Origin of the sequence: Massilia sp. BHUDP2, from assembly GCF_046236355.1 — a bacterium.
In the GTDB taxonomy this organism is placed as follows: Bacteria; Pseudomonadota; Gammaproteobacteria; order Burkholderiales; family Burkholderiaceae_D; genus Telluria; species Telluria varians.
On record NZ_JBJUVW010000003.1, the window covers coordinates 364434 to 387859 of the forward strand.

Genomic DNA, 23426 nt, shown 5'->3' on the forward strand with positions numbered 1-23426 from the left:
GCCGGCGCTACCACTTGCAGCCGGTATCGGTGATCGTGTCGATCGCCAGCGGAATCAGCGCGAACACATTCAGCGAGGTGCCGCCGCTGTACTTCTTGGTGCAGGGCGGCCGCTTGGCTTCCCTGATGGCGCGGCCGAGGTCCTTCTTTTCGATTTCCAGCCGATGCTCGGCATCGCGCACCTGTTCGAATGGTTCCGGTACGTGCTCCCTGGCCACGCGACGGGCAGTGGCGCGCAGTGCGTCCATGTCCAGTTGTTTGCCCTGCGCTACGGGCTGCTCCGCGCTTGACTCCTGCGGTTCCGGAACGGATGGCACGGCCACCATGTCCGATGACGCGGGCGCGGCCTGCGCTGGCGTGGCCTTTGGCTTGCGGGGTGCCGGGGACGGGGTGGCAGCTTCCACCGGCCTCGGCCTGGCCTTTGCCGGAACCGGCACGAATTCGATGTAGTCGGCCGGACCTGTCTCATCCCTGACAGCGGGCGTGCCGGCATAGCGGAGCAGGATCGCGAGGAAGACCAGGTGGGCCAGGATGATCAGCGCCCCCGGCCCAACGCGCAGCTGCCGGGAACGCGTCATCCGTGCTGCTCGACGCTGCTGGCCAGCAGTTCCGGACGGTCGAGGTAGAGCAACACATAGCGCGGCGCGGTCCGGCGGACCTGCCAGTGCAGCAGCGTCACGCCGGCGTCCGGCTTCATGACCAGCACGCAATTCGGTTTGTCGAAAGGCGTCACCGTGATGGTGTCGGCAGGATGGATGCCATGGCGCCGGCGCCAGCGTTCCGGCGCCTCGGTCACCGCGTCGACGCGCTCGATGCTCGAGAGCGGAATGCTGCCCTGGGTGCGCACGCCGACGCGCAGGTGCAGCACCTCGGCCGCCAGCACATGGCTGCCTTCGGCCACGTGCCAGCGGTCGCCCAGCACCCAGGCGAGCGTGTACACGGCCCCGATGCCGCCGACCACATGGATGAGCATGCGCGTGTCCGGATCGTCGACGAACAGGTGGAGGATGCCGAAGTCGATCGGCAGTTCGAGGAATACCGCGACCATCGCGCAGCCGATCGCGGTGCCGTAGGCCCCGCGCTGCAGGTAGGTCAGCGCCGTGCCTTCCGGCCGCGCCAGCGGCTTGCGGCGGCGCAGCCATTGCAGGAAGCCGGTCCACATCAGGCGGTCGAGCCTGGCCATGCCGATCAGTTCCGGCGGCAGCAGCGCAAGGATGCGGCCACGCCAGCCGGTAGCGCCGCGCAGGCGCTGCAGTGCGTCGGGCAGGTGTGCCAGGTCCTTGGCGGCCAGCAGGACCAGGGGCAGCGCGAGGGCGAGCTTGCGCAGTGCAGGTCCAATCGCGTCGGGCGCCGCCAGCCGCACCAGCAGCAGGATGAAGAAGCCGAGATAAGCGTAGCCCGCGAGCTGCGTCCAGGAGAGGCGGCGCAGCTCGAACGCTGCGGAGTGGAAGCTGTGTGTAACGGACATGCGCTTTTCGCTCGGTTGTGATCGCTACGATTACAACACGGCGAGCCTGCGCGAACAATTTGCTCCGCATAAAGCGCTAGACGCGATGGAGCAGGCTCCTTCTGCCGCTTGCGCCAGCGCAATGTATGCAGCAAAAGCGCACTCGACAATGGACTTTTGCACGGAGGCCTTATGTCGAACTTCGATCATCTCCCAGACGATGCCACCCGCCTCACGGCCGCGAGCCTGCGCGCGCATTTTACGGGTCACCCGACACTGGTCGGCTGGATCGGCCGGTATGCCCTTCTGGTGCTGGTTCTCGGCGGCGGCGCCGTCCTCTTCAGTATGCTCGCGCCGGTGCTGTACGCCCTGCTCGACTGACCCGCTTCCGCGGCGGCCGCAAATGACAAGGGCCGGGAGTCCTTGTGAACTCCCGGCCCTTGCTACCTCAGCGGATTGATCCGCTGGCGGTGGATGCGATTACTGCAGCTTGATTTCGACGTCGACGCCAGCCGGCAGGTCCAGCTTCATCAGTGCGTCAACGGTCTTGTCGGTCGGATCAACGATGTCCATCAGACGCTGGTGGGTGCGGATTTCGAACTGGTCGCGCGAGGTCTTGTTGACGTGCGGCGAACGCAGGACGTCGAAACGCTGGATGCGGGTCGGCAGCGGGACCGGGCCCTTGACCACTGCGCCGGTGCGCTTGGCGGTGTCGACGATTTCCAGAGCGGACTGGTCGATCAGCTTGTAGTCGAACGCTTTCAGGCGGATGCGGATTTTCTGGTTCGGAGCGGACATGCTATTTCCTTTAAAAGAACGTTCCGGCAAGGTGCCGGCAATGTGTGAAAGGTGCTTCGGTACTGCTCAAGAGGCGGGAGTATAACATCGTTCCCTCTCATAAAGATGGGGACAGGTCGAAAAACCTGTCCCCATCGTTGTCACGGCGGGACAAGCCCACCGTTAGATCAGGCTAAGCGAACTTAGGCGATGATCTTGGCCACCACGCCGGCGCCGACGGTACGGCCGCCTTCGCGGATTGCGAAGCGCAGACCTTCTTCCATCGCGATCGGAGCGATCAGCTTGACGGTGATCGACACGTTGTCGCCTGGCATGACCATTTCTTTGTCGGCCGGCAGCACGATCGAACCGGTCACGTCAGTCGTACGGAAGTAGAACTGCGGACGGTAGTTGTTGAAGAACGGGGTGTGACGGCCGCCTTCGTCTTTCGACAGGACGTACACTTCGCCGGTGAAGTCGGTGTGCGGCTTGATCGAGCCCGGCTTGGCCAGAACCTGGCCACGCTGGACGTCTTCACGCTTGGTGCCGCGCAGCAGCAGGCCGACGTTGTCGCCAGCTTGACCCTGGTCCAGCAGCTTGCGGAACATTTCCACGCCGGTGCAGGTGGTCTTGACGGTGTCAACGATACCGACGATTTCGATTTCTTCGCCGACCTTGATGATGCCGCGCTCGACACGACCGGTCACCACGGTGCCGCGACCCGAGATCGAGAACACGTCTTCCACCGGCATCAGGAAGGCGCCGTCAACGGCACGTTCCGGGGTCGGGATGTACGAATCCAGAGCGTCAGCCAGTTGCATGATGGCGTCTTCGCCCAGCGGACCAGCCTGGCCTTCCAGGGCCATACGAGCCGAACCCTTGATGATCGGCAGGTCGTCGCCCGGGAACTCGTACTTCGACAGGAGCTCGCGCACTTCCATTTCGACCAGTTCCAGCAGTTCTGCGTCGTCGACCAGGTCGCACTTGTTCAGGAACACGATGATGTACGGAACGCCAACCTGACGCGCCAGCAGGATGTGCTCGCGGGTCTGCGGCATCGGGCCGTCAGCGGCCGAGCACACCAGGATCGCGCCGTCCATCTGCGCTGCACCGGTAATCATGTTCTTGATGTAGTCGGCGTGGCCTGGGCAGTCAACGTGCGCGTAGTGACGGTTTGCGGTTTCGTACTCGACGTGCGCGGTGTTGATGGTGATGCCGCGTGCTTTTTCTTCCGGAGCCGCGTCGATCTGGTCGTAGGCCTTGGCTTCGCCGCCGAACTTCTTCGACAGAACGGTTGCGATTGCAGCCGTCAGGGTGGTTTTGCCGTGGTCAACGTGACCGATGGTGCCGACGTTGACGTGCGGCTTGGTCCGTTCGAATTTTTCCTTTGCCATTTCCTATCTTCCTTTAAAAGAAACGTATTGTTTTTTAGCTGTTGTTGGGGACAGGTTCTCGTGAAACCCGTCCCCGGTTTTTTTATTACTTGGCTTTTGCGGTCACGATAGCGTCGATCACGTGCTTCGGAGCTTCCGAATAGTGCTTGAACTCCATCGTGTAGGTCGCACGGCCCTGGGTTGCCGAACGCAGCGAGGTCGAGTAACCGAACATTTCCGACAGCGGGACTTCGGCCTTGATGATCTTGCCGCCGCCGCCCGGGATTTCGTCCATGCCCTGCACCATACCGCGGCGGGACGACAGGTCGCCCATCACGGAACCGGCGTAGTCTTCCGGCGTTTCCACTTCCACGGCCATCATCGGCTCGAGGATGACCGGGTTCGCCTTGCGGCAGCCGTCCTTGAACGCCATCGAGCCCGCCATGCGGAACGCGTTTTCGTTCGAGTCGACGTCGTGGTACGAACCGAAGGTCAGGGTGACTTTGACGTCAACGACCGGGTAGCCAGCCAGCACGCCGCTGGTCAGGGTCTCGCGAACACCCTTCTCGACTGCCGGGATGTATTCGCGTGGAACCACGCCGCCCTTGATGGCGTCGATGAACTCGAAGCCCTTGCCCGGCTCTTGCGGTTCGATGGTCAGGACTGCGTGACCGTACTGGCCGCGGCCGCCCGACTGCTTGACGAACTTGCCTTCGACGTCGGTGACTGCCTTGCGGATGGTTTCGCGGTACGCAACCTGCGGCTTGCCGACGGTTGCTTCCACGTTGAACTCACGCTTCATGCGGTCAACGATAATTTCCAGGTGCAGCTCGCCCATACCACCGATGATGGTCTGGCCCGACTCTTCGTCGGTACGCACGCGGAACGACGGGTCTTCCTGAGCCAGACGGTTCAGTGCCAGGCCCATCTTTTCCTGGTCAGCCTTGGTCTTCGGCTCGACTGCCTGCTGGATGACCGGCTCCGGGAACACCATCTTTTCGAGGATGATCGGTGCCGACGGATCGCACAGGGTCTCGCCGGTGGTTGCTTCTTTCAGGCCGACTGCTGCGGCGATGTCGCCTGCGCGGACTTCCTTGATCTCTTCGCGCTGGTTGGCGTGCATCTGCAGAATACGACCCAGGCGTTCCTTCTTGCCCTTGATCGGGTTGTAGACGGTATCGCCCGAATTCACGACGCCCGAGTACACGCGGAAGAAGATCAGCTGGCCGACGAACGGGTCGGTCATGATCTTGAATGCCAGCGCAGCGAACTTCTCGCTGTCGTCGGCCTTACGCGAGGTCGGCTGCTCTTCTTCGTCGGTACCTGCGACCGGCGGGATGTCCACTGGCGACGGCAGGTATTCGATGACCGCGTCCAGCATTGCCTGCACGCCCTTGTTCTTGAATGCGGTGCCGCACATCATCGGGACGATTTCGCCGGCGATGGTACGGGTGCGCAGCGCTTTCTTGATCTCGGCTTCCGACAGTTCGCCCTCTTCGAGGTACTTGTTCATCAGCTCTTCCGACGCTTCAGCGGCGGTTTCGACCAGCTTCTCGCGCCACTCGTTGCAGGTGTCGAGCAGTTCGGCCGGCACGTCGACGTATTCGAACTTCATGCCTTGCGAAGCGTCATCCCACAGGATGGCCTTCATCTTGACCAGGTCGACCACGCCCTTGAAGTTGTCTTCGGCGCCAATAGGCACTTGCAGCGGGATCGGGTTGGCCTTCAGGCGGGCGCGCATCTGCTCGTACACCTTGAAGAAGTTTGCACCGGTACGGTCCATCTTGTTGACGAAGGCCAGACGCGGAACCTTGTACTTGTTAGCCTGACGCCACACGGTTTCCGACTGCGGCTGCACGCCGCCGACTGCGCAGTAAACCATGCAGGCGCCGTCCAGCACGCGCATCGAACGCTCCACCTCGATGGTGAAGTCGACGTGGCCCGGGGTGTCGATGATGTTGAAGCGGTGCGGCTCGAAGTTGCTGGCCATACCTTTCCAGAAGCAGGTCGTCGCTGCCGAGGTAATGGTGATGCCGCGCTCTTGCTCTTGCTCCATCCAGTCCATGGTGGCGGCGCCGTCGTGCACCTCGCCCAGCTTGTGGTTCACACCCGTGTAGAACAGGATGCGCTCGGTGGTCGTGGTCTTGCCGGCGTCGATGTGAGCGGAAATACCGATATTGCGGTAGCGCTCAATGGGGGTAGTGCGTGCCATAATTTTTCCTAAATCTTTGAATGGACAAAACCGGACGGCATTTTGACGATCAAAACGCGCCCGGCCTGAACAACAGATACTGCAGGCCGCACTCCCCGAAGGGGTTTGGCCATTTGCTTAGAAGCGGAAGTGCGAGAACGCCTTGTTCGCTTCTGCCATGCGGTGCACTTCGTCACGGCGCTTCATTGCGCCACCGCGCATTTCAGCCGCTTCCATCAGTTCACCACCCAGGCGTTGCGGCATGGATTTTTCGCTGCGCTTGTTTGCGGCTTCGCGCAACCAACGCATGGACAGCGCCATACGACGAACCGGACGAACTTCCACTGGCACCTGGTAGTTGGCGCCGCCGACACGGCGGGATTTCACCTCGACCATCGGCTTGCAGTTGTTGATCGCGGTCGTGAACACTTCCAGCGGGTCCTTGCCCGATTTTTGCTGGATGTGCTCGAACGCACCGTAGATGATGTTTTCAGCGACCGATTTCTTACCGGACAGCATCAGAACGTTGACGAACTTGGCGACATCGGTGTTGCCGAATTTTGGATCCGGCAGGATTTCGCGCTTGGGTACTTCACGACGACGTGGCATTTCAATTCCTTCCTATCTTCAGTTGAGTGCGGGATCCGCACTCGCGAAAGACCCTCATGATCTTTCACTTACTCGGCCTTCCGGCCGGCTCAACTTAACTTTTTAATGTGACCTGTACGTGACAGGGTCCGCAGGATTACGCGAAGAATTACTTCTTGGCGCCGGCCTTGGCGCGCTTCGCACCGTACTTCGAGCGAGCCTGCTTACGGTCTTTCACGCCCTGGGTATCCAGTGCGCCGCGGACCATGTGGTAACGCACACCCGGCAAGTCTTTCACACGGCCGCCGCGGATCAGGACGACGCTGTGCTCTTGCAGGTTGTGGCCTTCACCGCCGATGTACGAAATGACTTCGAAACCGTTGGTCAGGCGAACTTTAGCGACCTTACGCAGTGCCGAGTTCGGCTTCTTCGGGGTCGTGGTGTAGACACGGGTGCAAACGCCGCGCTTCTGCGGGCAGTTTTCCAGTGCCGGGGACTTGCTCTTCACAACCGCGGCTTCACGCGGCTTGCGAATCAGTTGATTGATGGTTGGCATCGTTCAAAAATCCAACAAAGTTACTACGTTGATGACCCGGACCCTTGTTGCGCTTGTCCGGGGACTGAAACCTAGTCCCGGATTCGTGCTCACAGCAGAGGCGACGAAAGCCACTCACCGAAGGAGCGGCTGCGAATGCGTATACCATGTGCAGAATAAATCGAGAACTCGCGAGTATAGACCCGATGCGCAAGTGGGTCAACCGCTTTGCCGGCCGGTCGACCTGGCGGCAGGGTAAACCTGGGGTTTACCGTGGTGGATGTGGCAAGCCTGCTACAGAGCTACTGTCAAGCTTGCGGCAAGGATAGTGTATTTCCGGCTATAAAGACAGGATAATAGCCGATTTCGCCCTCTTCCCGCCCCGATGTCCCGCCTGCTTCGTCCCGCCAACCTGTACCTGCTGCTGAGCTACGCCCTGCTGTCGAGCATGCCTTTTGCGGCGAAGCTGCTGGACCTGCCGGGTGCGCAAGGCGGCAGCGACCCATGGCAGCTGCTGGGCGCCGGCGTGTTCGCCTGGATCGCCGCCTGGGCCCTGTGCAAGCGCCCGGCCTGGTTCCACTGGGCCCTGCTGCCGGCCTTCCTGGCCCTGCCGACCGAGCTCTACCTTCTTGTCTATTATGGACAGGGGATTTCGACGCACCACCTGGGCATCATCGCCGAGACCAGCCCCAGCGAGGCACTCGAGTTCCTGGGCGGGAAAGCCTGGCTGCTGGGCGCGGTGATCGTCGGCGTGCTGCTGTGGTTCGGCTCGACCTGGACGGCCGCCTGGCGTACCCGCGACCTGGACTGGAACGACCGCTCGCGCTGGATCGTGCTGGCGGTGCTGGGCGCCGGCGCCGCGGTGCTGGCCTACGGGCAGCAATCCGGCTTCGCCCAGGCCGACGGGAAACACGCTGCCGCTACCGCGGGACGCTGGCCGCCACTGCCCGCCTGGACCAGGCCGCCGGTCGACCTGGCGCTGTTTGCCCAATCCTGGCCCTTCGGCCTGAGCGCGCGCGGCCTCGACTTCTATAAGGAGCGGGTCTACCTGGCCGAACTGAACCGGCGCAGCGCCGCCTTCCGCTTCGGGGCGAAGCAGGCGGACGGCGAGCATGGGCCGCAGGTGCTCGTGGTGGTGCTGGGCGAATCCTCGCGCTACGACCGCTGGAGCCTGAACGGCTATGCACGCGAGACCAATCCCTTGCTGGCGCAGGAAGAGAACCTGGTCATGCTGAAGGACGTGATCACGCCGGTATCGGCTACCCGCCTGTCGATCCCGGTGATCATTTCGCGCAAACCTGCAATGCAGAGCCTGAAGGATGGCTTCTCCGAAAAATCCTTCCTGTCGGCCTTCAAGGAGGCCGGCTTCAAGACCTTCTGGATCTCGAACCAGGTCTCGTTCGGCAAGTTCGACACGCCGGTGTCGGTGTTCGCGAAAGAAGCGGACGACGTCCAGTTCCTGAACCTGGGCAGCGTGTCCGACGCCTCCAACCACGACGCGGTCCTGCTCGCGCCCTTGCGGCGCGCCATCATTGATCCGGCGCAGAAGGTGCTGGTGGTGCTGCACACGCTGGGCAGCCACTGGAACTACGCGCACCGCTACCCGCAGGAGTTCGACCGCTGGCAGCCTTCGCTGAAGTCGATCGAGAAGCCCGACTACACCAATCCGCGCATCGAGCCGCAGATGAACAACAGCTACGACAGCGCCATCCTGTATACCGACTGGTTCCTGTCGAACGTGATCGGGGTGCTGAAGGAAACCGGCCTGCCCGCCTCGCTGCTGTACGTGGCCGACCATGGTCAGACCCTGTACGACAAGTCGTGCAAGATCGCCTTCCACGGCCATAACACGCAGTACGAATTCCACGTGCCGGCCTTCGTCTGGTATTCGGGCAGCTACGCCGAGCGCTTCCCGGCCAAGGTCGCGCAACTGAAACGCCATCAGAAGGCGAAGCTCTCGACCGAGAACATGTTCCACACGGTGCTCGACATGGCCGACGTCCGCTACCCCGGCGAAAGCCTGGAACGCAGTTTCGTCAGTCCGGCCTTCAAGCGCCACAAGCGCTACGTCGACAGCTACGGCTGGACCGACTACGACGACGCCACCATGCGCGGCGACTGCCGCGAGGTGATTGCGAAGGGTAAGCCGCTCAAGCGCAACTGAGGGCAGGCGGCTGCTTTTCCTCGGACTCGGCCAGGTGTGCGCTGAGCCAGCACGCCACTTCGGCGGCCCGGCCCTCGATCCGCTCCCCGAAACCCTGTGTGGCCAGCAGCGCGATGCCGTTCGGGTCGCGCAGCACGCCCGGCAACAGGACCGGCCGGCCACTGGCGGTATCGATGCGGTACGGTTCCAGCTTGCCCGCGAGGATACGCGCCAGCACCAGGTTGTGCGAGGACACCAGCACCAGGTCGCGCTCGCACAGGCTTTCGAGCACCGCGGCTGCGGCCGACACCGATTCCAGGTGGTTGGTGCCGCGGAAGACCTCGTCGACCAGGCAGATGCCGGCCGGCTCCCCGCTCGCATCCAGCAGTTCGCGCGCCCGGCGCAGTTCCGACATATAGAGACTCTCGCCGCCCAGCAGCGAATCCTCGTTCTGCATGCTGGCGCGCACCGGCACGGCCGGCAGGCGCGCCTGCTGCGCGTAGCAGAAGCCGAAGGCGCGCGCCGCCACCAGGTTCAGGCCCACCATGCGCAGGAAGGTGCTTTTTCCCGAAGCGTTCTGGCCCGAGATGAAGGCGCCCTGCCCGTCCAGGCTGACGGACAGCGGGACCGGCATCTCCATCAGCGGGTGCACGCCGCCCTGCAGGTCCAGCGTGCGCGCGGCGCTGCGTTCGGCCCAGCACCAGTGCTGCTGGCGGCGCAGGTGGCGTGCCAGCGCCACGTCGGCCTCCAGCTCCGCGCTGCGCAGGTAGAAGGGGCGCAGGAAGTCGCGCGCCCCGTACACGGTGCGGATGGTCTTCCAGTAGCGGCGGATGTTGTAGGCGGCGAACCAGTTCATGTAGGCCTCGCCGCCCGGGATCATGCGCAGCAGCAGCGGGCGCCCGAGGCGCTTGTGGAGGCGTGCCGCTGCGGCGCGCTCCTCGACGAAGGGCGCCAGCAGGGGGCCGCCGAGTTGCGCCAGCGTGTGGCTCCCGGCCAGCAGCGCGTTCAGGCTGTCCAGCGTGTTCTTCCACAGCTCGAGGCGGCGGTGGTAGCCGATCTGCAGCGCCATCAGCGGCGCCACCGCGGCCAGGGTCGCGATCCAGCCGAGCGGCTGCGTGACGAGCAGGCCCAAGGACATCACCAGCAGCAGCGGCAGCACCCAGATGAATCCGGCCCAGGCGGGCGCTGGCGGCGCCTCGCCCTCAAACAGCAGGCCGGCGACCTCGGTCTCGGCGTAGCGCAGCGGGCGCAGCGCCAGGTTCAAGGCGTCGAGGCGCGCCGGATCGGCCAGCAGGCCGCGCAGGCGCTCTCCCAGCGCGGCGCAGCCGGCATCGTCCAGGCCTGCACGCAGGTGGCGGTGCAGCACCTGGCGGCCGAAGATGCTGGTGCCTTGTGCAAGTTGCTCTTCGTAGGCCGGGAGCAGCAGATCATGCCAGGTCTGCTCGTCGAGCGCCGTGCGGACGTCCCCGGTAATGCGGTGCAGGCGGCCGGTTTCTTCGGGAGTGAAGAAGTGCGAGGGCGGCTCGCGCTCGGCGTCGCGTTTGACAACATGGCGGAAGAGGCGCTGCAGGCGTGCGAGTTCGGATCGGATCATGCCGCGATCCTAGCAGCGTGCCGGCGCCTCAAATCTCAAGCATTGTCACCGAGGCCGGCCGCCATGGCGATAAAGGCGTCGAGGTAGCCGATCGCGGCGTCGTCCTCGCGCGTGCCGAGGAAGATCTGCTTCGGGATGCCGTTCGGGCCGAGACGCACCGGCACCACCGGCATGCGCGCGGCGTATTCCTCGACCAGCCAGCGCGGCAGCGCCGCCACGCCGCGGCCGCTGGCAACCATCTGCAGCAGGATGTCGGTGGTTTCGATGGTCTTGCGCTGGCGCGGGGCACAGCCGGCCGGCAGGAAGAACTGGTTGTAGATGTCGAGGCGGTCGATGTCGACCGGGTAGGTGATCAGGACCTCGTCGGCCAGGTCGCAAGGCTCCACGAAGGCGCGGCCGGCCAGCGGGTGGTCTTTCGCCAGCACCAGCACCTGCTCGTAGTCGAACACCGGCACGAAGCGCAGGCCCGGCTTGAACAGCGGATCGGGCGTGACCAGCACGTCGATCTCCCATCCCTCGATGGCCTTGATGCCGCCAAACTGGAAGCGCTGCCTGACGTCGACATCGACGTCCGGCCAGGCCGCCAGGTAAGGCGCCACCACCTTCAGGAGCCAGGCATAACAGGGCGCGCACTCCATCCCGATGCGCAGGGTGCCGCGCTGGCCCTCGGCATACTGCGCCATCAGGCGCTCGGCGTGTTCGAGCTGGGGCAGCAGGCGATTGGCCAGGCCCTGCAGGTAGAGACCGGCCTGGGTCAGGCGCAGGCTGCGGCCGTCGCGGGTCCAGACTTCGACCCCGAGCTGCCCCTCCAGCTTGCGGATTGCGTGGCTGAGCGCCGATTGGGTCAGGTGCAGGCTCTCGGCGGCGGCCGTCAGCGAACCGCGCTGCTCGACTGCCCGCAGGATCATCAGGTGGACACGTTCCAGCATGGATACATGAATGAATTTGATCGATATATGAAATCATATCAATTTTATTCATGAGTTGTCCGTCCTATCATGGCTGCGACCACCAACAGGACGCATACCATGACCATCACCCACAACCTCGGCTTTCCCCGTATCGGCGCCCGCCGCGAACTGAAATTCGCCCTCGAGCGCCACTGGAAGGAAGCTGCCCCGGCCGTCGAACTGGAAGCCGGGGCTGCCCAGCTGCGCGCCCGCCACTGGGCCCGGCAATCCGCGCTCGACCTGGCCCCGGTCGGCGACTTCTCGCTCTACGACCACGTGCTCGACATGAGTTTCACGCTCGGGAACGTGCCGCAGCGCGCCCATGCCCACCACGGCGACGCGCTGGACGCCTACTTCCGCGTGGCCCGCGGCCGCGCCTCGCACGCCGACTGCGGCTGCACCCACGCCGGCGAAATGACCAAGTGGTTTGACACCAACTACCACTACATCGTCCCCGAATTCGACGCCTTCACGACGTTTACACTGGACACCTCGCGCTTGCGGCAGCAGTTGCAGGAAGCGTTCGACGCCGGCGTGCGCGCCAAGCCGGTGATACTCGGCCCCCTTACCTACCTGTGGCTCGGCAAGTCCCACGACGACAGCGACCGCCTGGCGCTGCTGCCCGCCCTGCTGCCGGTGTACGCGGAACTGCTCGACTGGCTGGCGCAGACCGGCGTCGAATGGGTACAGGTCGACGAGCCGGCGCTGGTCACCGACCTCGACGCGCGCTGGCGCCAGGCCTATGCGGACGCCTACGCGGCGCTGCGCGGCCACGGCCCGAAACTGCTGCTGGCCACCTACTTCGGCCGCCTGGAGGACAACCTGCCGCTCGCCTGCGGCCTGCCGGTTGCCGGCCTGCACCTGGACGCCATCAACGCGCGCGACGAGATCGAGCCGGCGATCGCCCTGCTGGGCCCCGACAAAATCCTGTCGCTCGGCGTGGTCGACGGCCGCAACATCTGGAAGACCGACCTGCATGCGACCCTGGCCTGGCTGGAGCCGGTGCAGCGACAGCTGCAGGCGCGCCTGTGGATCGCGCCGTCCTGCTCGCTGTTGCACGTGCCGGTCGACCTGGAACTCGAGACCGGCATGGACCCCGAGGTCCGTTCCTGGCTCGCATTCGCCGTGCAGAAACTGGACGAGCTGCGCCTGCTGCAAACCGCGCTCGACCATGGCCGTGTCGGCGTGCAGGACGCCTTGATCGCGAACGCCGCCACCATCGACCGCCGCCGTGCCTCTGCGCGCGTGCACAATGGTGAGGTGGCGCGGGCCGTCGCCGCCATCGCGCCGGCGCTGGGCCAGCGCGTCAGCGCCCACGCCCAGCGCGCCACCGAGCAGGCCGCCGCACTGGCGCTGCCCGCCTACCCCACTACCACCATCGGCTCCTTCCCGCAGACGCCGGAGATCCGCCAGGCGCGCCGCCGCCACAAGCTGGGCGAACTCGACGACGACGCCTACCGCGCCGCCATGCAGGCCGAGATCGCGCGCTGCGTGCAAGCCCAGGAAGCGCTGGGCCTGGACGTCCTCGTGCACGGCGAGGCCGAGCGTAACGACATGGTCGAGTACTTCGGCGAACAGCTTGATGGCTTCGCCTTCAGCGCCAACGGCTGGGTGCAGTCCTATGGCTCGCGCTGCGTGAAGCCGCCGATCCTGTACGGCGACGTGCAGCGCCCGCGTCCGATGACGGTGGAATGGACCTGCCATGCCCAGTCGCTGACGAACAAGCCGATGAAGGGCATGCTGACCGGCCCGGTCACGATGCTCAACTGGTCTTTCGTGCGCGACGACCAAGCGCGCGCCGTCACCTGCCGCCAGCTGGCGCTGGCGATCCGCGCCGAGGTCCAGGACCTCGAACGGGCCGGCGTGCGCATCATCCAGATCGACGAGGCCGCGCTGCGCGAAGGCCTGCCGCTGCGCCGCGCCGGCTGGCCCGGCTACCTGGACTGGGCGGTCGAGGCGTTCCGCATCGCCGCCAACGGCGTGCGCGACGCCACCCAGATCCACACCCATATGTGCTATTCGGAGTTCAACGACATCATCGCCGCCATCGCCGCCATGGACGCCGACGTGATCACCATCGAGACCTCGCGCTCCAATATGGAACTGCTCGGCGCCTTCGACGACTTCCGCTACCCGAACGGCATCGGCCCCGGCGTCTACGACATCCATTCGCCCAACGTCCCAAGCCGCGAGCAGATCGTCGCGCTGATGCAGAAGGCCGCCGCGCGTATCCCCGCGGCGCAACTGTGGGTGAATCCGGACTGCGGCCTCAAGACGCGCAGCTGGGACGAGGTGCTGCCGGCGCTGGAGAACATGGTGGCGGCGGCGCGGACCCTGCGCGCCGCCTAGCGTGCCTGTCCCGCCTGTTGTCCTGCGCTGTCCCGCCAACGCGACAGTCTGCGTACGTTCTCCCACATACCGTCGGTCGATACTCTGGCACGATTTTTTATCACATCCAACCACGGTAACGAGGGAGAACCAGGGCATGAAACGCGTGACAGCAGCGGTTGTAATCGGCATGGCGACAGGCGCCGCCTGTGCCCAACAGGGTGACGGGACCCGCTTCTCTGCCCCGTCCAACGTCTTCAAGCCGGCCAAGGTCGAGGCCACTCCCGAGCGCATGCGCGGCATCAAGGCGCCGCAGGGCTTTACCGTCACCCCCTTCGCCACGGGCTTGAAGAACGCCCGCATCATCGCGGTAGCGCCCAATGGCGACATCTACGTCAGCCGGCGCGACCAGGGCGACGTGCTGTTGCTGAAGGACACGAACGGCGACGGCAAGGCCGACGGCGCGCCGGTCGAAGTGGCCAACCGTGCCGGCGCGCACGGCATGGCGATCAAGGACAACAAGTTCTATCTCGTCACCGTCAAGGAACTGTTCGTGGCCGACATCAAGCCCGACGGCCGCCTGGGCGATCTGAAGCTGCTGATGGGCGACCTGCCGGATTCCGGCCAGCACCCGAACCGCACCATCGCCTTCGGGCCGGACGGCATGTTGTATCTCACCGTGGGCAGCACCTGCAATACCTGCAACGAGAGCAATCCCGAGAACGCCACCATCCTGCGCGTCTCGCCGGACGGCCAGCAGCGCAGCATCTTCGCTTCGGGCCTGCGCAACACCATCGGCTTCGACTGGCATCCCCAGACCGGCGAGCTGTGGTCCTTCGATCACGGCATCGATTTCCTCGGCGACGACCAGCAGCAGGAAGAGATCAACAAGATCGAGATGGGCAAGATGTACGGCTGGCCGCACGTCTACGGCGGCGGCGACATCTACCCGCAGAGCACCCCGGTGGGCGAGATCAAGAAAGAAGAATGGAAGGCGCGCAGCACCCCGATGGTGCTGGGCTACACCGCGCATGCGGCGCCGATGCAGATGGTGTTCGGCCACCGCGGCGGCTTTCCGGCCGAGTACAGCGGCGACGCCTTCGTGACCATGCGCGGCTCCTGGAACCGCGCCCAGGCGTCCGGCTACGAGATCGTGCGGGTGCGCTTCGCGGGCGGCCGGCCGACCGCCGTCGAACCCTTCGTCACCGGCTTCCTTACCGACGGCGGCAAGACCCACATCGCACGTCCGGTCGGCCTGGCGTGGGCCAAGGACGGTTCGCTCCTGATGGCGGACGACGGCAACGGCGTCATCTACCGCATTGCCCACAGCGCCGGCAAGCCCGGCAACCTGAGCGCGATGGCCCCAAGCGGTCCGATGCGCGACCAGGCCAACAAGGGCAATGGCGTGCCGCTCGCAAACAAGCGGCCCGAGACCCAGTCGACAGGGACGCTGTCGGTCAGCTCGCCGAGCTTCAAGGCCGGCGGCGCGATGGACCAGAAATACAGCGAATACGCCGACGGCGTGTCGCCGGCCCTGGCGTGGAAGCCAGTGCCGAATGCGAAGTCCTACGCCATCATCATGGAAGACCCGGACGCCAAACCGGTCACGCCCTTCGTGCACTGGCTGGCCTGGAACATCCCGGCGAACGTCACCAGCCTGCCCGAAGGCCTGCAGGAGCAGCCGCGCCTGACCGATCCGGAAGGCGTGCTGCAGGGCCGGAACACGCGCGGCTCGATGGGTTACTTCGGGCCCAAGCCGCCGGTGGGCGACAAGCCGCACCACTACCATTTCCAGGTGTACGCACTCGATACCATGCTGGATGTGCCCTTCGGCGCCGACCGCGACCAGCTGCTGCAGGCGATGCAGGGGCACGTGATCGGCAAGGGCGAGGTCATGGGCACCTACGCCCAGAAGCAGAAGCCGCAGAAGTAAGGAAGCAAGCCAAGGAGCACCCCCAGGACGGGCGCGGATGCAGTCGGTTCGCGCCCGTCCGCTTTTGCAGAATCGGACGCTCCTGTGTCCGGACGCTGTCCGCGGCCTGTAATGACGGACACCGCGGACACCGGACGCGGCAGCAATATTCCCCGTAAAATCAGTCACTTGCTCTACTGGCACGGATCGTGCATTGACAACGCCATCCAACGTTGTCACCCGAGATGCCATGATCCGCGATACATCAGAACAAGACGCCGTCCTCACCCCGGCCCCGGTCCACAAGCTCAAGCGCCGCGCGCTGTGGGTGGGCGGCGCCATCGCCCTCCTCGCCGTCAGCGTCGCCGTGCTGGGCGCCTGGACCAGCAGCGAACACTCCGTCAGCGAAGCCCGCCTGCGCATCGCCGAAGTCACCCGCGGCACCCTGGTGCGCGACGCGTCGGTGAATGGCCGCATCGTGGCCGCCGTCAGCCCTACCCTGTATTCGACCGCCCCATCCACCGTCAACCTGAAGGTCGCCGCCGGCGACACCGTCAAGAAGGGCGACGTGCTGGCGGTGCTGGAGTCCCCGGACCTGACCGATGAACTCAAGCGCGAGACCTCGAGCTACGAACAGCTCAAGGCCGAGGTGGCGCGCCAGCAGATCCTGGCGCGCAAGCAGAAGCTGCTGGCCAAGCGCGAAGCCGACACCGCCGAGATCGACCGCCTGTCGGCCCAGCGCACCCTGGAGCGCTACGAGAGCGTGGCCCAGGTCGGCATCATCGCCAAGATCGACTACCAGAAGGCCAAGGACGCCCTGAACTCGGCCGAGATCCGCGCCAACCACGCCTCCCAGGCCGCCGCGCTCGAAGGCGACGACGTCCAGCTGGCCCTGAAGACCAAGATCAACGAGCTGGAACGCCAGCGCCTGTCGCTGGCCAACGCCCAGCGCCGCGTCGACGAGCTGACCGTGCGCGCGCCGGTGGACGGCTTCATCGGCACCCTCAACGTCCAGAACCGCATGGTGGTGGCCGCCAACGCCCCCCTGATGACCCTGGTCGACCTGTCGAAGCTCGAAGTCGAGGTCGAGGTGCCGGAAACCTATGTGGCCGACATCGGCCTGGGCATGAACGCCGAGATCACCCTGCCGTCGGGCAAGGCCACCGGCAAGCTGTCCGCGCTGTCGCCGGAAGTGGTGAAGAACCAGGTGCTGGCGCGCGTGCGCTTCGACGGCGAGCAGCCGAAAGGCCTGCGCCAGAGCCAGCGCGTGACCGCCAGGTTGCTGATCGAGGAGCGCCCCAATGTCTTGACGCTGCCGCGCGGCCCCTTCGTCGAAAGCGAAGGCGGACGCCATGCCTACGTGGTGCGGGACGGGATCGCCGTGCGCACCCCGATCCAGTTGGGCGCCACCAGCATTTCCGCCGTCGAGATCCTGTCGGGCCTGAAGCCGGGCGACAAGGTGGTCGTCGCCGGCACCGACACGTTCAATAACGCCGCGCGCGTCTCGATCAACCGCTGAACAAGACCAACACAAACTAGGAGAATCCCATGCTGCGCATGACCAACCTGAGCAAGGTGTACCGCACCCACATGATCGAGACCCACGCGCTGCGCGGTTTCGAGATCGAAGTCAAGCAGGGCGAATTCGTCACCGTGACCGGCCCCTCCGGTTCGGGCAAGACCAGCTTCCTGAACATCGCCGGCCTGCTGGAAGAATTCACCTCGGGCGAATACATCCTCGACGGCGTCAACGTGAAGGGCCTGGACGACAGCGCCCGCTCGCGCCTGCGCAACGAGAAGCTGGGCTTCATCTTCCAGGGCTTCAACCTGATCCCCGACCTGAACCTGTTCGACAACGTCGACGTGCCGCTGCGCTACCGCGGCTTCAACAAGACCGAGCGCAAGGAGCGCATCGAGGACGCGCTGGCCAAGGTCGGCCTGGCTTCGCGGATGAAGCATTTCCCGGCCGAGCTGTCCGGCGGCCAGCAGCAGCGCGTGGCGATCGCGCGTGCGCTGGCCGGCTCGCCCAAGCTGCTGCTGGCCGACGAACCGACCGGTAACCTGGACACCCAGATGGCACGCGGCGTGATGGAACTGCTGGAAGAGATCAACGCGGCCGGCACCACCATCCTGATGGTGACCCACGATCCGGAGCTGGCGGTGCGCACCCACCGCAACGTGCACATCATCGACGGCCAGGTCTCGGACCTGGTGCGCAAGGGCCCGACCCTGGTCGACAAGGCCGCCGTGACCGCATAAGGACGACCAGACCATGTTCTCCTACTACTTCAAGCTGGGCGTGCGCAGCCTGCGCCGCAACCCCGCCCTGACCGCCCTGATGGTGCTGACCCTGGCCATCGGCGTGGCCGCCAGCGTGTCCACGCTCACCATCCTGCACATGATGTCGGGCGACCCGATCCCCGCCAAGAGCGACCGCCTGCTGGTGCCGCACGTGGACAACGGCCCGGTCGAAGGCTGGTCGCCGAGCGACGGTCCCAACGACGACCAGCTGGGCTACATCGACGCCGCCAACTTCATCAAGAGCGGCCAGGGCGAGCGCCGCACCGCCATGTACGGCGTCTACCAGCCGATCGAGCCGCCGCGCACCGACATCCCGGCCTTCACCGCCTCCGGCCTGGCCCCGACCCGCGACTTCTTCGCGATGTTCGATGTGCCCTTCCTGCACGGCCAGGCATGGACCGAAGGCGACGATGCGCGTGGCGCCGACGTGGTGGTGCTGGGCCGCGCGACCGCCGAGAAGCTGTTCGGCGAGGCCAGTCCGGTCGGCAAGCAGATCAGGATCGGCGGCTTCCCGTACACGGTGGTCGGCGTGCTGGACAACTGGAATCCGCTGCCGCGCTACTACAGGCTGATCGGCGGCAGCCGCTTCGGCAACTCGGAAGAATTTTTCATCCCCTTCTCGACCGCGCTGCGCCACGAAATGGGCCACAACGGCAGCATGAACTGCAGCGCCAACCGCGACCCGGGCTTCGCCAACCTCCTGACCTCGGAATGCACCTGGATCCAGGCCTGGTTCGAAACCAGGAGCAGCAGCGACCGCGCCGAACTGCAGACCTGGCTCGACAACTATGCGAGCGAGCAGCGCAAGCTGGGCCGCCTGAAGCGCAATGCGCCGAACAAGCTGTACGACGTGATGGAATGGATGGAGCACATGAAGGTCGTCGGCAACGACAGCAAGCTGTCGGCCTGGCTGGCCTTCGGCTTCCTGATCCTGTGCCTGGTCAACACCGTCGGCCTGCTGCTGGCAAAGTTCTCGGTGCGCGCGTCCGAGATCGGCGTGCGCCGCGCGCTCGGGGCTTCGCGCCGCGACGTGTTCCAGCAGTTCCTGATCGAGACCGGCGTGGTCGGCCTGGTCGGGGGTGTGCTCGGCCTGGTGCTGTCCTTCGGCGCGCTGGCCCTGATCGGCATGCAGAGCAAGGGCATGGCGGCGGTCGCCCGCATGGACTGGCAGATGCTGATGCTGACCTTCCTCATGTCCGTCACCGCGGCCATCGTCGCCGGCCTGCTGCCCACCTGGCGCGCCTGCCAGGTGACGCCGGCCATCCAGCTGAAATCGCAATAAGAACGAGCAAACGAGAGAGACCATCATGGAAATCAAGCCCATCCTGTCCGCGCTGATGCGCAACAAGACCGGTCCGATCCTGGTCGCGCTGCAGGTCGCGCTGAGCCTGGCGATCCTGGCCAACGCCCTGCATGTCGTCAACGAGCGCCGCGAAGTCGCGGCGCGCCCAAGCGGCCTGCTGGATGAAGCGGCGACCTTCTACTTCAACGTGCGCAACCTGAACAGCGACGGTCCCGAGCAGATGCTCGCCACCATGAAGCGCGAAGCCGATGTGCTGCGCGCGGTGCCGGGCGTGGTCTCGGTGGCGAACGTGTCGCAGATGCCGATCTCGGGCAGCGGCAGCAGCAACAGCGTCGCGCTCGACCGGCGCCAGGAACGCGAGAGCGCGATCGCCTCGATCTACATCTCGGGCGATTCGCTGGTCAAGACCTTCGGCCTGAAGATCGTCGAAGGGCGCGACTTCCTGCCGCAGGAACTGGTCGACGTCAACGAGAACGAGAGCCGCGAATTGCCCAAGCAGCTGATCATCTCGAAAGCGCTGGCGGACAAGCTGTGGCCGGGGAGCTCGGCAATCGGCAAGACCCTGTACTTCGGCACCGGCGAAGACGCCCAAGGGACCGAGGTCGTCGGCGTGGTCGAACGGCTGCAGTCGGCCCATGGCGACCTGGGCGAGCGCGGCGAGTGGTCCGCGATCACCCCGGCGCGCCTGTACGGCAACCCCGGCGCCCTGTATGCCGTCCGCGCCGAAGCGGGCCAGCGCGACCGCGTCATGAAGGAAGCGGAAGAAGCGCTGCGCAAGTCGTCGGCGACGCCGATGATCCTGGAGGCCAAGACGGTCACGGACGACCGCCAGAAGCGCTACCGCGGCGACGTCGCGCTGTCGTGGATGCTGATCACCGTCAGCGTGCTGCTGCTCCTGATTACCTGCTCGGGCATCGTCGGCATGGCCAGCCTGTGGGTCACCCAGCGCCGCAAGCAAATCGGCGTGCGCCGCGCCCTGGGTGCGCGCAAGGTCGACATCCTGCGCTACTTCATCACCGAGAACGTATTGATCACCAGTGCCGGCGTGTTCGGCGGCGTGCTGCTGGGCCTGGGCCTGAACCACCTCCTGGTGACCAGGCTGGAAATGGCGCGCCTCCCGGCCGAGTACCTGATCGGCGGCGCGATCGTGTTCTGGGCGCTGGGCATCCTGGCGGCCTACGGTCCGGCGTGGCGCGCGGCCAGCATTTCGCCGGCGACCGCCACCCGCAGTGCCTGATGGCAAACAACCAGTGCTAAACTTGCCGTCATGCCCACTGTACTGATCATCGACGACAACGCCGCGGTCGCCATCGCGCTCGACGTCCTGTTCTCCCTCCACGACATCGCCGCCCTGCGCGCGGCCTCGCCCGAGGAAGGACTGGACATCCTCGGGCGCGAGCACGTGGACCTGGTCATCCAGGACATGAACTTCACGGCCGACACGACCTCCGGCGAGGAAGGCGTGGCGCTGTTCCGCGAGATCCGGCGGCGCCACCCGGACCTGCCGGTGATCCTGCTGACCGCCTGGACCCACCTCGACGCCGCGGTGGAGCTGATCAAGGCCGGCGCCGCCGACTATCTCTCCAAGCCCTGGAACGACGAGCGCCTGCTCACCACGGTGAGCAACCTGATCGAGCTGGGCCAGGCCAACCGCGCCCTGAACCAGCGCCTGCAGCGCGAGCGCAAGGCCAAGCGCGAGCTGGAACAGAACTTCGACCTGCGCGGCCTGGTCTGGCAAGACCCGGCCACCGAGCGCGTGCTCACCCTGGCCTGCCAGGTGGCGCGCGCCGACGTGCCGGTCCTGATCACCGGCCCGAACGGCACCGGCAAGGAACGCATCGCCGAGATCATCCAGGCCAACTCGCAGGTGGCCGACGGCCCCTTCGTGGTGCTGAACTGCGGCGCCCTGCCCTCGGAACTGATCGAGGCCGAGCTGTTCGGGGCCGACGCCGGCGCCTACACCGGCGCTTCCAAGGCCAGGGAAGGCAAGTTCGAGGCGGCCGACGGCGGCACTCTGTTCCTCGACGAGATCGGCAACCTGCCGCTGGCCGGCCAGATGAAACTGCTGCGCGTGCTGGAAACGGGGCGTTTCGAGCGACTCGGCTCCAACCGCGAGCGCCAGGTGAAGGTGCGCGTGATCAGCGCCACCAATGCGGATCTTGGCGCCATGATCCGCGCCGGGACCTTCCGCGAAGACCTGTTCTACCGCCTGAACGTGATCGAGCTGCGCCTGCCGCCGCTTGCCGCGCGCCCGGGCGACATCCTGCCGCTGGCACTGTCCTTCCTGCGCGGGAAGACCCTGCACCCGTCCGCGGAAAGCGCCCTGCAGGCCCACACCTGGCCCGGCAACGTGCGCGAGCTGAAAAACGTGATGGCGCGCGCCAGCCTGCTGGCGCAAGGTGATGTCATCAAAGCCGCCGATCTCGGCCTGCCGGTGGCGGTGGCGCCCACGCCGGACACGGAGCCGGACCGCGACGCCATCGTGCAGGCGCTGGCGCGCGCCGGCGGCGTGGTGGCGCAGGCTTCAAACGAACTGGGCCTGTCGCGCCAGGCACTGTACCGGCGCATGGAGCGGCTCGGCATCGCCAGGCCGGCATGAAGCGCACAGGGATCCGACTCTCGCTGGTCACGCGCTGGTCGGCGCTGGTCGGCACTCTGCTGGCCCTCGGCATGCTGATCGCGCTCGGGCTGGACCACCTGTTCCCCGAGCATCCCGCGCTGGTCTTCTTCACCTGCCTGGTGGCGATCGTCCCGATCGCCATCATCACCATCCGCACCCAGATCCAGCCGATCCTGTCGCTGTTCCGCGCCCTCGAGGGCACGGTGGCGAGCTACCGCGACGGCGACTTTTCCTTCAGCCTGCACTGGCCGCAGAACGACGAGCTGGCCGACCTGATCGCCGCCCACAATGACCTGGGCCAGGTGCTGCGCGAACAGCGCCTCGGCCTGGTGCAGCGCGAGCTGCTGCTCGACACCATGGTCCAGAACACCCCGGTGGCCATGCTCCTGGTGACGGACTTCGCCACCGATACGGGCACCTCGGCCGGCACCATCGTCTACGCCAACCTGGCCGCGCGCCAGCTGCTGTCCGAGGGCCGCAAGCTCGAAGGGCACGGACTGGGCGCCGTGCTCGAGACCGCGGCCCCGGCCCTGAAAGAGGCGCTGGCGCGCGGCGGCGACGGCCTGTTCACCGCCGGCGAATCCGAGGAAGAAGAGGTCTACCACCTGGCGCGCAGCAGCTTCACCCTGAACGGCCGGCGCCACGAGCTGCTGCTGCTGCGCCACCTCACCACCGAGCTGCGGCGCCAGGAAGTGCAGACCTGGAAGAAGGTGATCCGCGTGATCAGCCATGAACTGAACAATTCGCTGGCGCCGCTGGCCTCGCTCGCGCACTCGGGCGCGGAGCTGGTGCGGCGCGGGCAGACCGAGCGCCTGCCCCAGATCCTGCAGACCATCGGCGAGCGCACCCGCCACCTCGAGACCTTCATCCTGGGCTATGCACGCTTCGCCAAGCTGCCCACGCCGCGCCTCGAAGCCCGCCCCTGGGACGTGTTCATCGACGCTCTGGCCGAGCAGGTGCCGTTCCGCCTGCTCGGCGACTTGCCGCAGGAGCCGGCCTGGATCGACGCCCCACAGATGGAGCAGGCCCTGCTGAACCTGCTCAAGAACGCCCACGAATCCGGATCGCAGCCCGACGATGTCGCGCTGCAGGTGCGCCGCGTGCAGGACGCCCTGCGCATCGACGTGCTGGACCGCGGCACCGGCATGAGCGACGCGGTGCTGACCAACGCCCTGGTCCCCTTCTATTCCACCAAGCGCAGCGGCACCGGCCTCGGACTGGCGCTGGCGCGCGAGATTGCCGAAGCCCACGGCGGCCGCATCTCGCTCTCGAACCGCGAGGGCGGCGGCCTGGCCGTCACCCTCATCCTGCCGGCGCTGCCGGCCCTGTCGGGCCCCCACACCCCATGAGCATGAAAGGATGCAC

Annotated in this window: 19 protein-coding genes; 10 read left to right on the forward strand and 9 right to left on the reverse strand. The window is 65.8% G+C overall.

Annotation, left to right across the window (positions count from 1 at the left end; all coding sequences use genetic code 11):
* Positions 1–7: 7 nt before the first annotated feature.
* Both ACK6C6_RS18425 and ACK6C6_RS18430 read right to left on the reverse strand, forming a co-directional pair.
* A complete protein-coding gene (locus ACK6C6_RS18425; RefSeq protein ID WP_409268639.1) occupies positions 8–577 on the reverse strand; it encodes a hypothetical protein in 570 nt (189 codons plus the stop codon).
* On the reverse strand, positions 574–1467 hold the full coding sequence (locus ACK6C6_RS18430; protein WP_409268641.1) for a hypothetical protein: 894 nt from the start codon (positions 1465–1467) through the stop codon (positions 574–576). Before ACK6C6_RS18430 ends, ACK6C6_RS18425 begins: the two co-directional genes overlap by 4 nt.
* A 171-nt stretch (positions 1468–1638) precedes the next feature.
* Between ACK6C6_RS18430 and ACK6C6_RS18435 the strand changes: the two genes are divergently transcribed.
* Positions 1639–1827 (forward strand): hypothetical protein, encoded by a 189-nt coding sequence (locus ACK6C6_RS18435; protein ID WP_292038522.1) that lies wholly within the window; start codon positions 1639–1641, stop codon positions 1825–1827.
* 99 nt (positions 1828–1926) lie between these two features.
* On the opposite strand, the gene rpsJ is transcribed toward ACK6C6_RS18435, so the two are convergent.
* The 5 genes from rpsJ to rpsL form a co-directional block, all read right to left on the reverse strand.
* Positions 1927–2244, reverse strand: coding sequence for a 30S ribosomal protein S10 (gene rpsJ / locus ACK6C6_RS18440; RefSeq protein ID WP_005663509.1), 318 nt, complete (start codon positions 2242–2244; stop codon positions 1927–1929).
* Positions 2245–2426: 182 nt separating this feature from the next.
* Positions 2427–3617, reverse strand: a complete 1191-nt coding sequence (gene tuf / locus ACK6C6_RS18445; RefSeq protein WP_036209002.1) for an elongation factor Tu — start codon at positions 3615–3617, stop codon at positions 2427–2429.
* Between the two features lie 85 nt (positions 3618–3702).
* Positions 3703–5808, reverse strand: a complete 2106-nt coding sequence (fusA, locus tag ACK6C6_RS18450) for an elongation factor G (RefSeq protein WP_036209005.1) — start codon at positions 5806–5808, stop codon at positions 3703–3705.
* A 117-nt stretch (positions 5809–5925) separates the two neighbouring features.
* Complete coding sequence (rpsG, locus tag ACK6C6_RS18455) at positions 5926–6396, reverse strand: 30S ribosomal protein S7 (RefSeq protein WP_027867277.1); 471 nt, start codon at positions 6394–6396, stop codon at positions 5926–5928.
* Between the two features lie 148 nt (positions 6397–6544).
* Positions 6545–6931, reverse strand: a complete 387-nt coding sequence (gene rpsL / locus ACK6C6_RS18460; protein ID WP_027867278.1) for a 30S ribosomal protein S12 — start codon at positions 6929–6931, stop codon at positions 6545–6547.
* A gap of 364 nt (positions 6932–7295) precedes the next feature.
* On the opposite strand from rpsL, the gene ACK6C6_RS18465 reads away from it, so the two are divergent.
* Positions 7296–9074, forward strand: coding sequence for a phosphoethanolamine transferase (locus ACK6C6_RS18465; RefSeq protein WP_409268644.1), 1779 nt, complete (start codon positions 7296–7298; stop codon positions 9072–9074).
* Here ACK6C6_RS18465 and ACK6C6_RS18470 read toward each other — a convergent pair.
* Together ACK6C6_RS18470 and ACK6C6_RS18475 are read right to left on the reverse strand one after the other, a co-directional pair.
* Positions 9061–10647, reverse strand: a complete 1587-nt coding sequence (locus ACK6C6_RS18470) for a MutS-related protein (protein WP_409268646.1) — start codon at positions 10645–10647, stop codon at positions 9061–9063. The two genes, ACK6C6_RS18465 and ACK6C6_RS18470, sit on opposite strands and share 14 nt — an antisense overlap.
* 35 nt (positions 10648–10682) lie before the next feature.
* Entirely contained in the window at positions 10683–11576 is an 894-nt protein-coding gene (locus ACK6C6_RS18475) for a LysR family transcriptional regulator (protein ID WP_409268648.1), read from the reverse strand.
* A gap of 99 nt (positions 11577–11675) precedes the next feature.
* Here ACK6C6_RS18475 and metE point away from each other — a divergent pair, with 99 nt between their 5' ends.
* From metE to ACK6C6_RS18515, 8 genes are all read left to right on the forward strand, one after another.
* Positions 11676–13946, forward strand: a complete 2271-nt coding sequence (metE, locus tag ACK6C6_RS18480) for a 5-methyltetrahydropteroyltriglutamate--homocysteine S-methyltransferase (protein WP_409268650.1) — start codon at positions 11676–11678, stop codon at positions 13944–13946.
* 136 nt (positions 13947–14082) lie between these two features.
* Entirely contained in the window at positions 14083–15858 is a 1776-nt protein-coding gene (locus tag ACK6C6_RS18485; protein ID WP_409268651.1) for a YbhB/YbcL family Raf kinase inhibitor-like protein, read from the forward strand.
* A 229-nt stretch (positions 15859–16087) separates the two neighbouring features.
* Positions 16088–17356, forward strand: a complete 1269-nt coding sequence (locus ACK6C6_RS18490) for an efflux RND transporter periplasmic adaptor subunit (protein ID WP_409268652.1) — start codon at positions 16088–16090, stop codon at positions 17354–17356.
* Between the two features lie 29 nt (positions 17357–17385).
* A complete protein-coding gene (locus tag ACK6C6_RS18495) occupies positions 17386–18096 on the forward strand; it encodes an ABC transporter ATP-binding protein (RefSeq protein WP_036209021.1) in 711 nt (236 codons plus the stop codon).
* A 13-nt stretch (positions 18097–18109) separates the two neighbouring features.
* A complete protein-coding gene (locus ACK6C6_RS18500; RefSeq protein ID WP_409268654.1) occupies positions 18110–19420 on the forward strand; it encodes an ABC transporter permease in 1311 nt (436 codons plus the stop codon).
* 25 nt (positions 19421–19445) lie between these two features.
* Positions 19446–20678 carry an ABC transporter permease gene (locus ACK6C6_RS18505; RefSeq protein WP_409268655.1) on the forward strand — a complete coding sequence of 411 codons (1233 nt, stop codon included), beginning with the start codon at positions 19446–19448 and terminating at the stop codon, positions 20676–20678.
* Positions 20679–20708: 30 nt separating this feature from the next.
* Entirely contained in the window at positions 20709–22040 is a 1332-nt protein-coding gene (locus ACK6C6_RS18510) for a sigma-54 dependent transcriptional regulator (protein ID WP_209589812.1), read from the forward strand.
* Positions 22037–23410, forward strand: coding sequence for a sensor histidine kinase (locus ACK6C6_RS18515; RefSeq protein ID WP_409268657.1), 1374 nt, complete (start codon positions 22037–22039; stop codon positions 23408–23410). The genes ACK6C6_RS18510 and ACK6C6_RS18515 overlap by 4 nt, the downstream gene beginning before the upstream one ends.
* The last annotated feature ends 16 nt before the right edge of the window (positions 23411–23426 follow it).

Coding starts and splice junctions, on each gene's coding strand:
- ACK6C6_RS18425 (WP_409268639.1), bottom strand. CDS start 577: ATGACGCGTTCCCGGCAGCTGCGCGTTGGGCCGGGGGCGCTGATCATC.
- ACK6C6_RS18430 (WP_409268641.1), bottom strand. CDS start 1,467: ATGTCCGTTACACACAGCTTCCACTCCGCAGCGTTCGAGCTGCGCCGC.
- ACK6C6_RS18435 (WP_292038522.1), top strand. CDS start 1,639: ATGTCGAACTTCGATCATCTCCCAGACGATGCCACCCGCCTCACGGCC.
- rpsJ (WP_005663509.1), bottom strand. CDS start 2,244: ATGTCCGCTCCGAACCAGAAAATCCGCATCCGCCTGAAAGCGTTCGAC.
- tuf (WP_036209002.1), bottom strand. CDS start 3,617: ATGGCAAAGGAAAAATTCGAACGGACCAAGCCGCACGTCAACGTCGGC.
- fusA (WP_036209005.1), bottom strand. CDS start 5,808: ATGGCACGCACTACCCCCATTGAGCGCTACCGCAATATCGGTATTTCC.
- rpsG (WP_027867277.1), bottom strand. CDS start 6,396: ATGCCACGTCGTCGTGAAGTACCCAAGCGCGAAATCCTGCCGGATCCA.
- rpsL (WP_027867278.1), bottom strand. CDS start 6,931: ATGCCAACCATCAATCAACTGATTCGCAAGCCGCGTGAAGCCGCGGTT.
- ACK6C6_RS18465 (WP_409268644.1), top strand. CDS start 7,296: ATGTCCCGCCTGCTTCGTCCCGCCAACCTGTACCTGCTGCTGAGCTAC.
- ACK6C6_RS18470 (WP_409268646.1), bottom strand. CDS start 10,647: ATGATCCGATCCGAACTCGCACGCCTGCAGCGCCTCTTCCGCCATGTT.
- ACK6C6_RS18475 (WP_409268648.1), bottom strand. CDS start 11,576: ATGCTGGAACGTGTCCACCTGATGATCCTGCGGGCAGTCGAGCAGCGC.
- metE (WP_409268650.1), top strand. CDS start 11,676: ATGACCATCACCCACAACCTCGGCTTTCCCCGTATCGGCGCCCGCCGC.
- ACK6C6_RS18485 (WP_409268651.1), top strand. CDS start 14,083: ATGAAACGCGTGACAGCAGCGGTTGTAATCGGCATGGCGACAGGCGCC.
- ACK6C6_RS18490 (WP_409268652.1), top strand. CDS start 16,088: ATGATCCGCGATACATCAGAACAAGACGCCGTCCTCACCCCGGCCCCG.
- ACK6C6_RS18495 (WP_036209021.1), top strand. CDS start 17,386: ATGCTGCGCATGACCAACCTGAGCAAGGTGTACCGCACCCACATGATC.
- ACK6C6_RS18500 (WP_409268654.1), top strand. CDS start 18,110: ATGTTCTCCTACTACTTCAAGCTGGGCGTGCGCAGCCTGCGCCGCAAC.
- ACK6C6_RS18505 (WP_409268655.1), top strand. CDS start 19,446: ATGGAAATCAAGCCCATCCTGTCCGCGCTGATGCGCAACAAGACCGGT.
- ACK6C6_RS18510 (WP_209589812.1), top strand. CDS start 20,709: ATGCCCACTGTACTGATCATCGACGACAACGCCGCGGTCGCCATCGCG.
- ACK6C6_RS18515 (WP_409268657.1), top strand. CDS start 22,037: ATGAAGCGCACAGGGATCCGACTCTCGCTGGTCACGCGCTGGTCGGCG.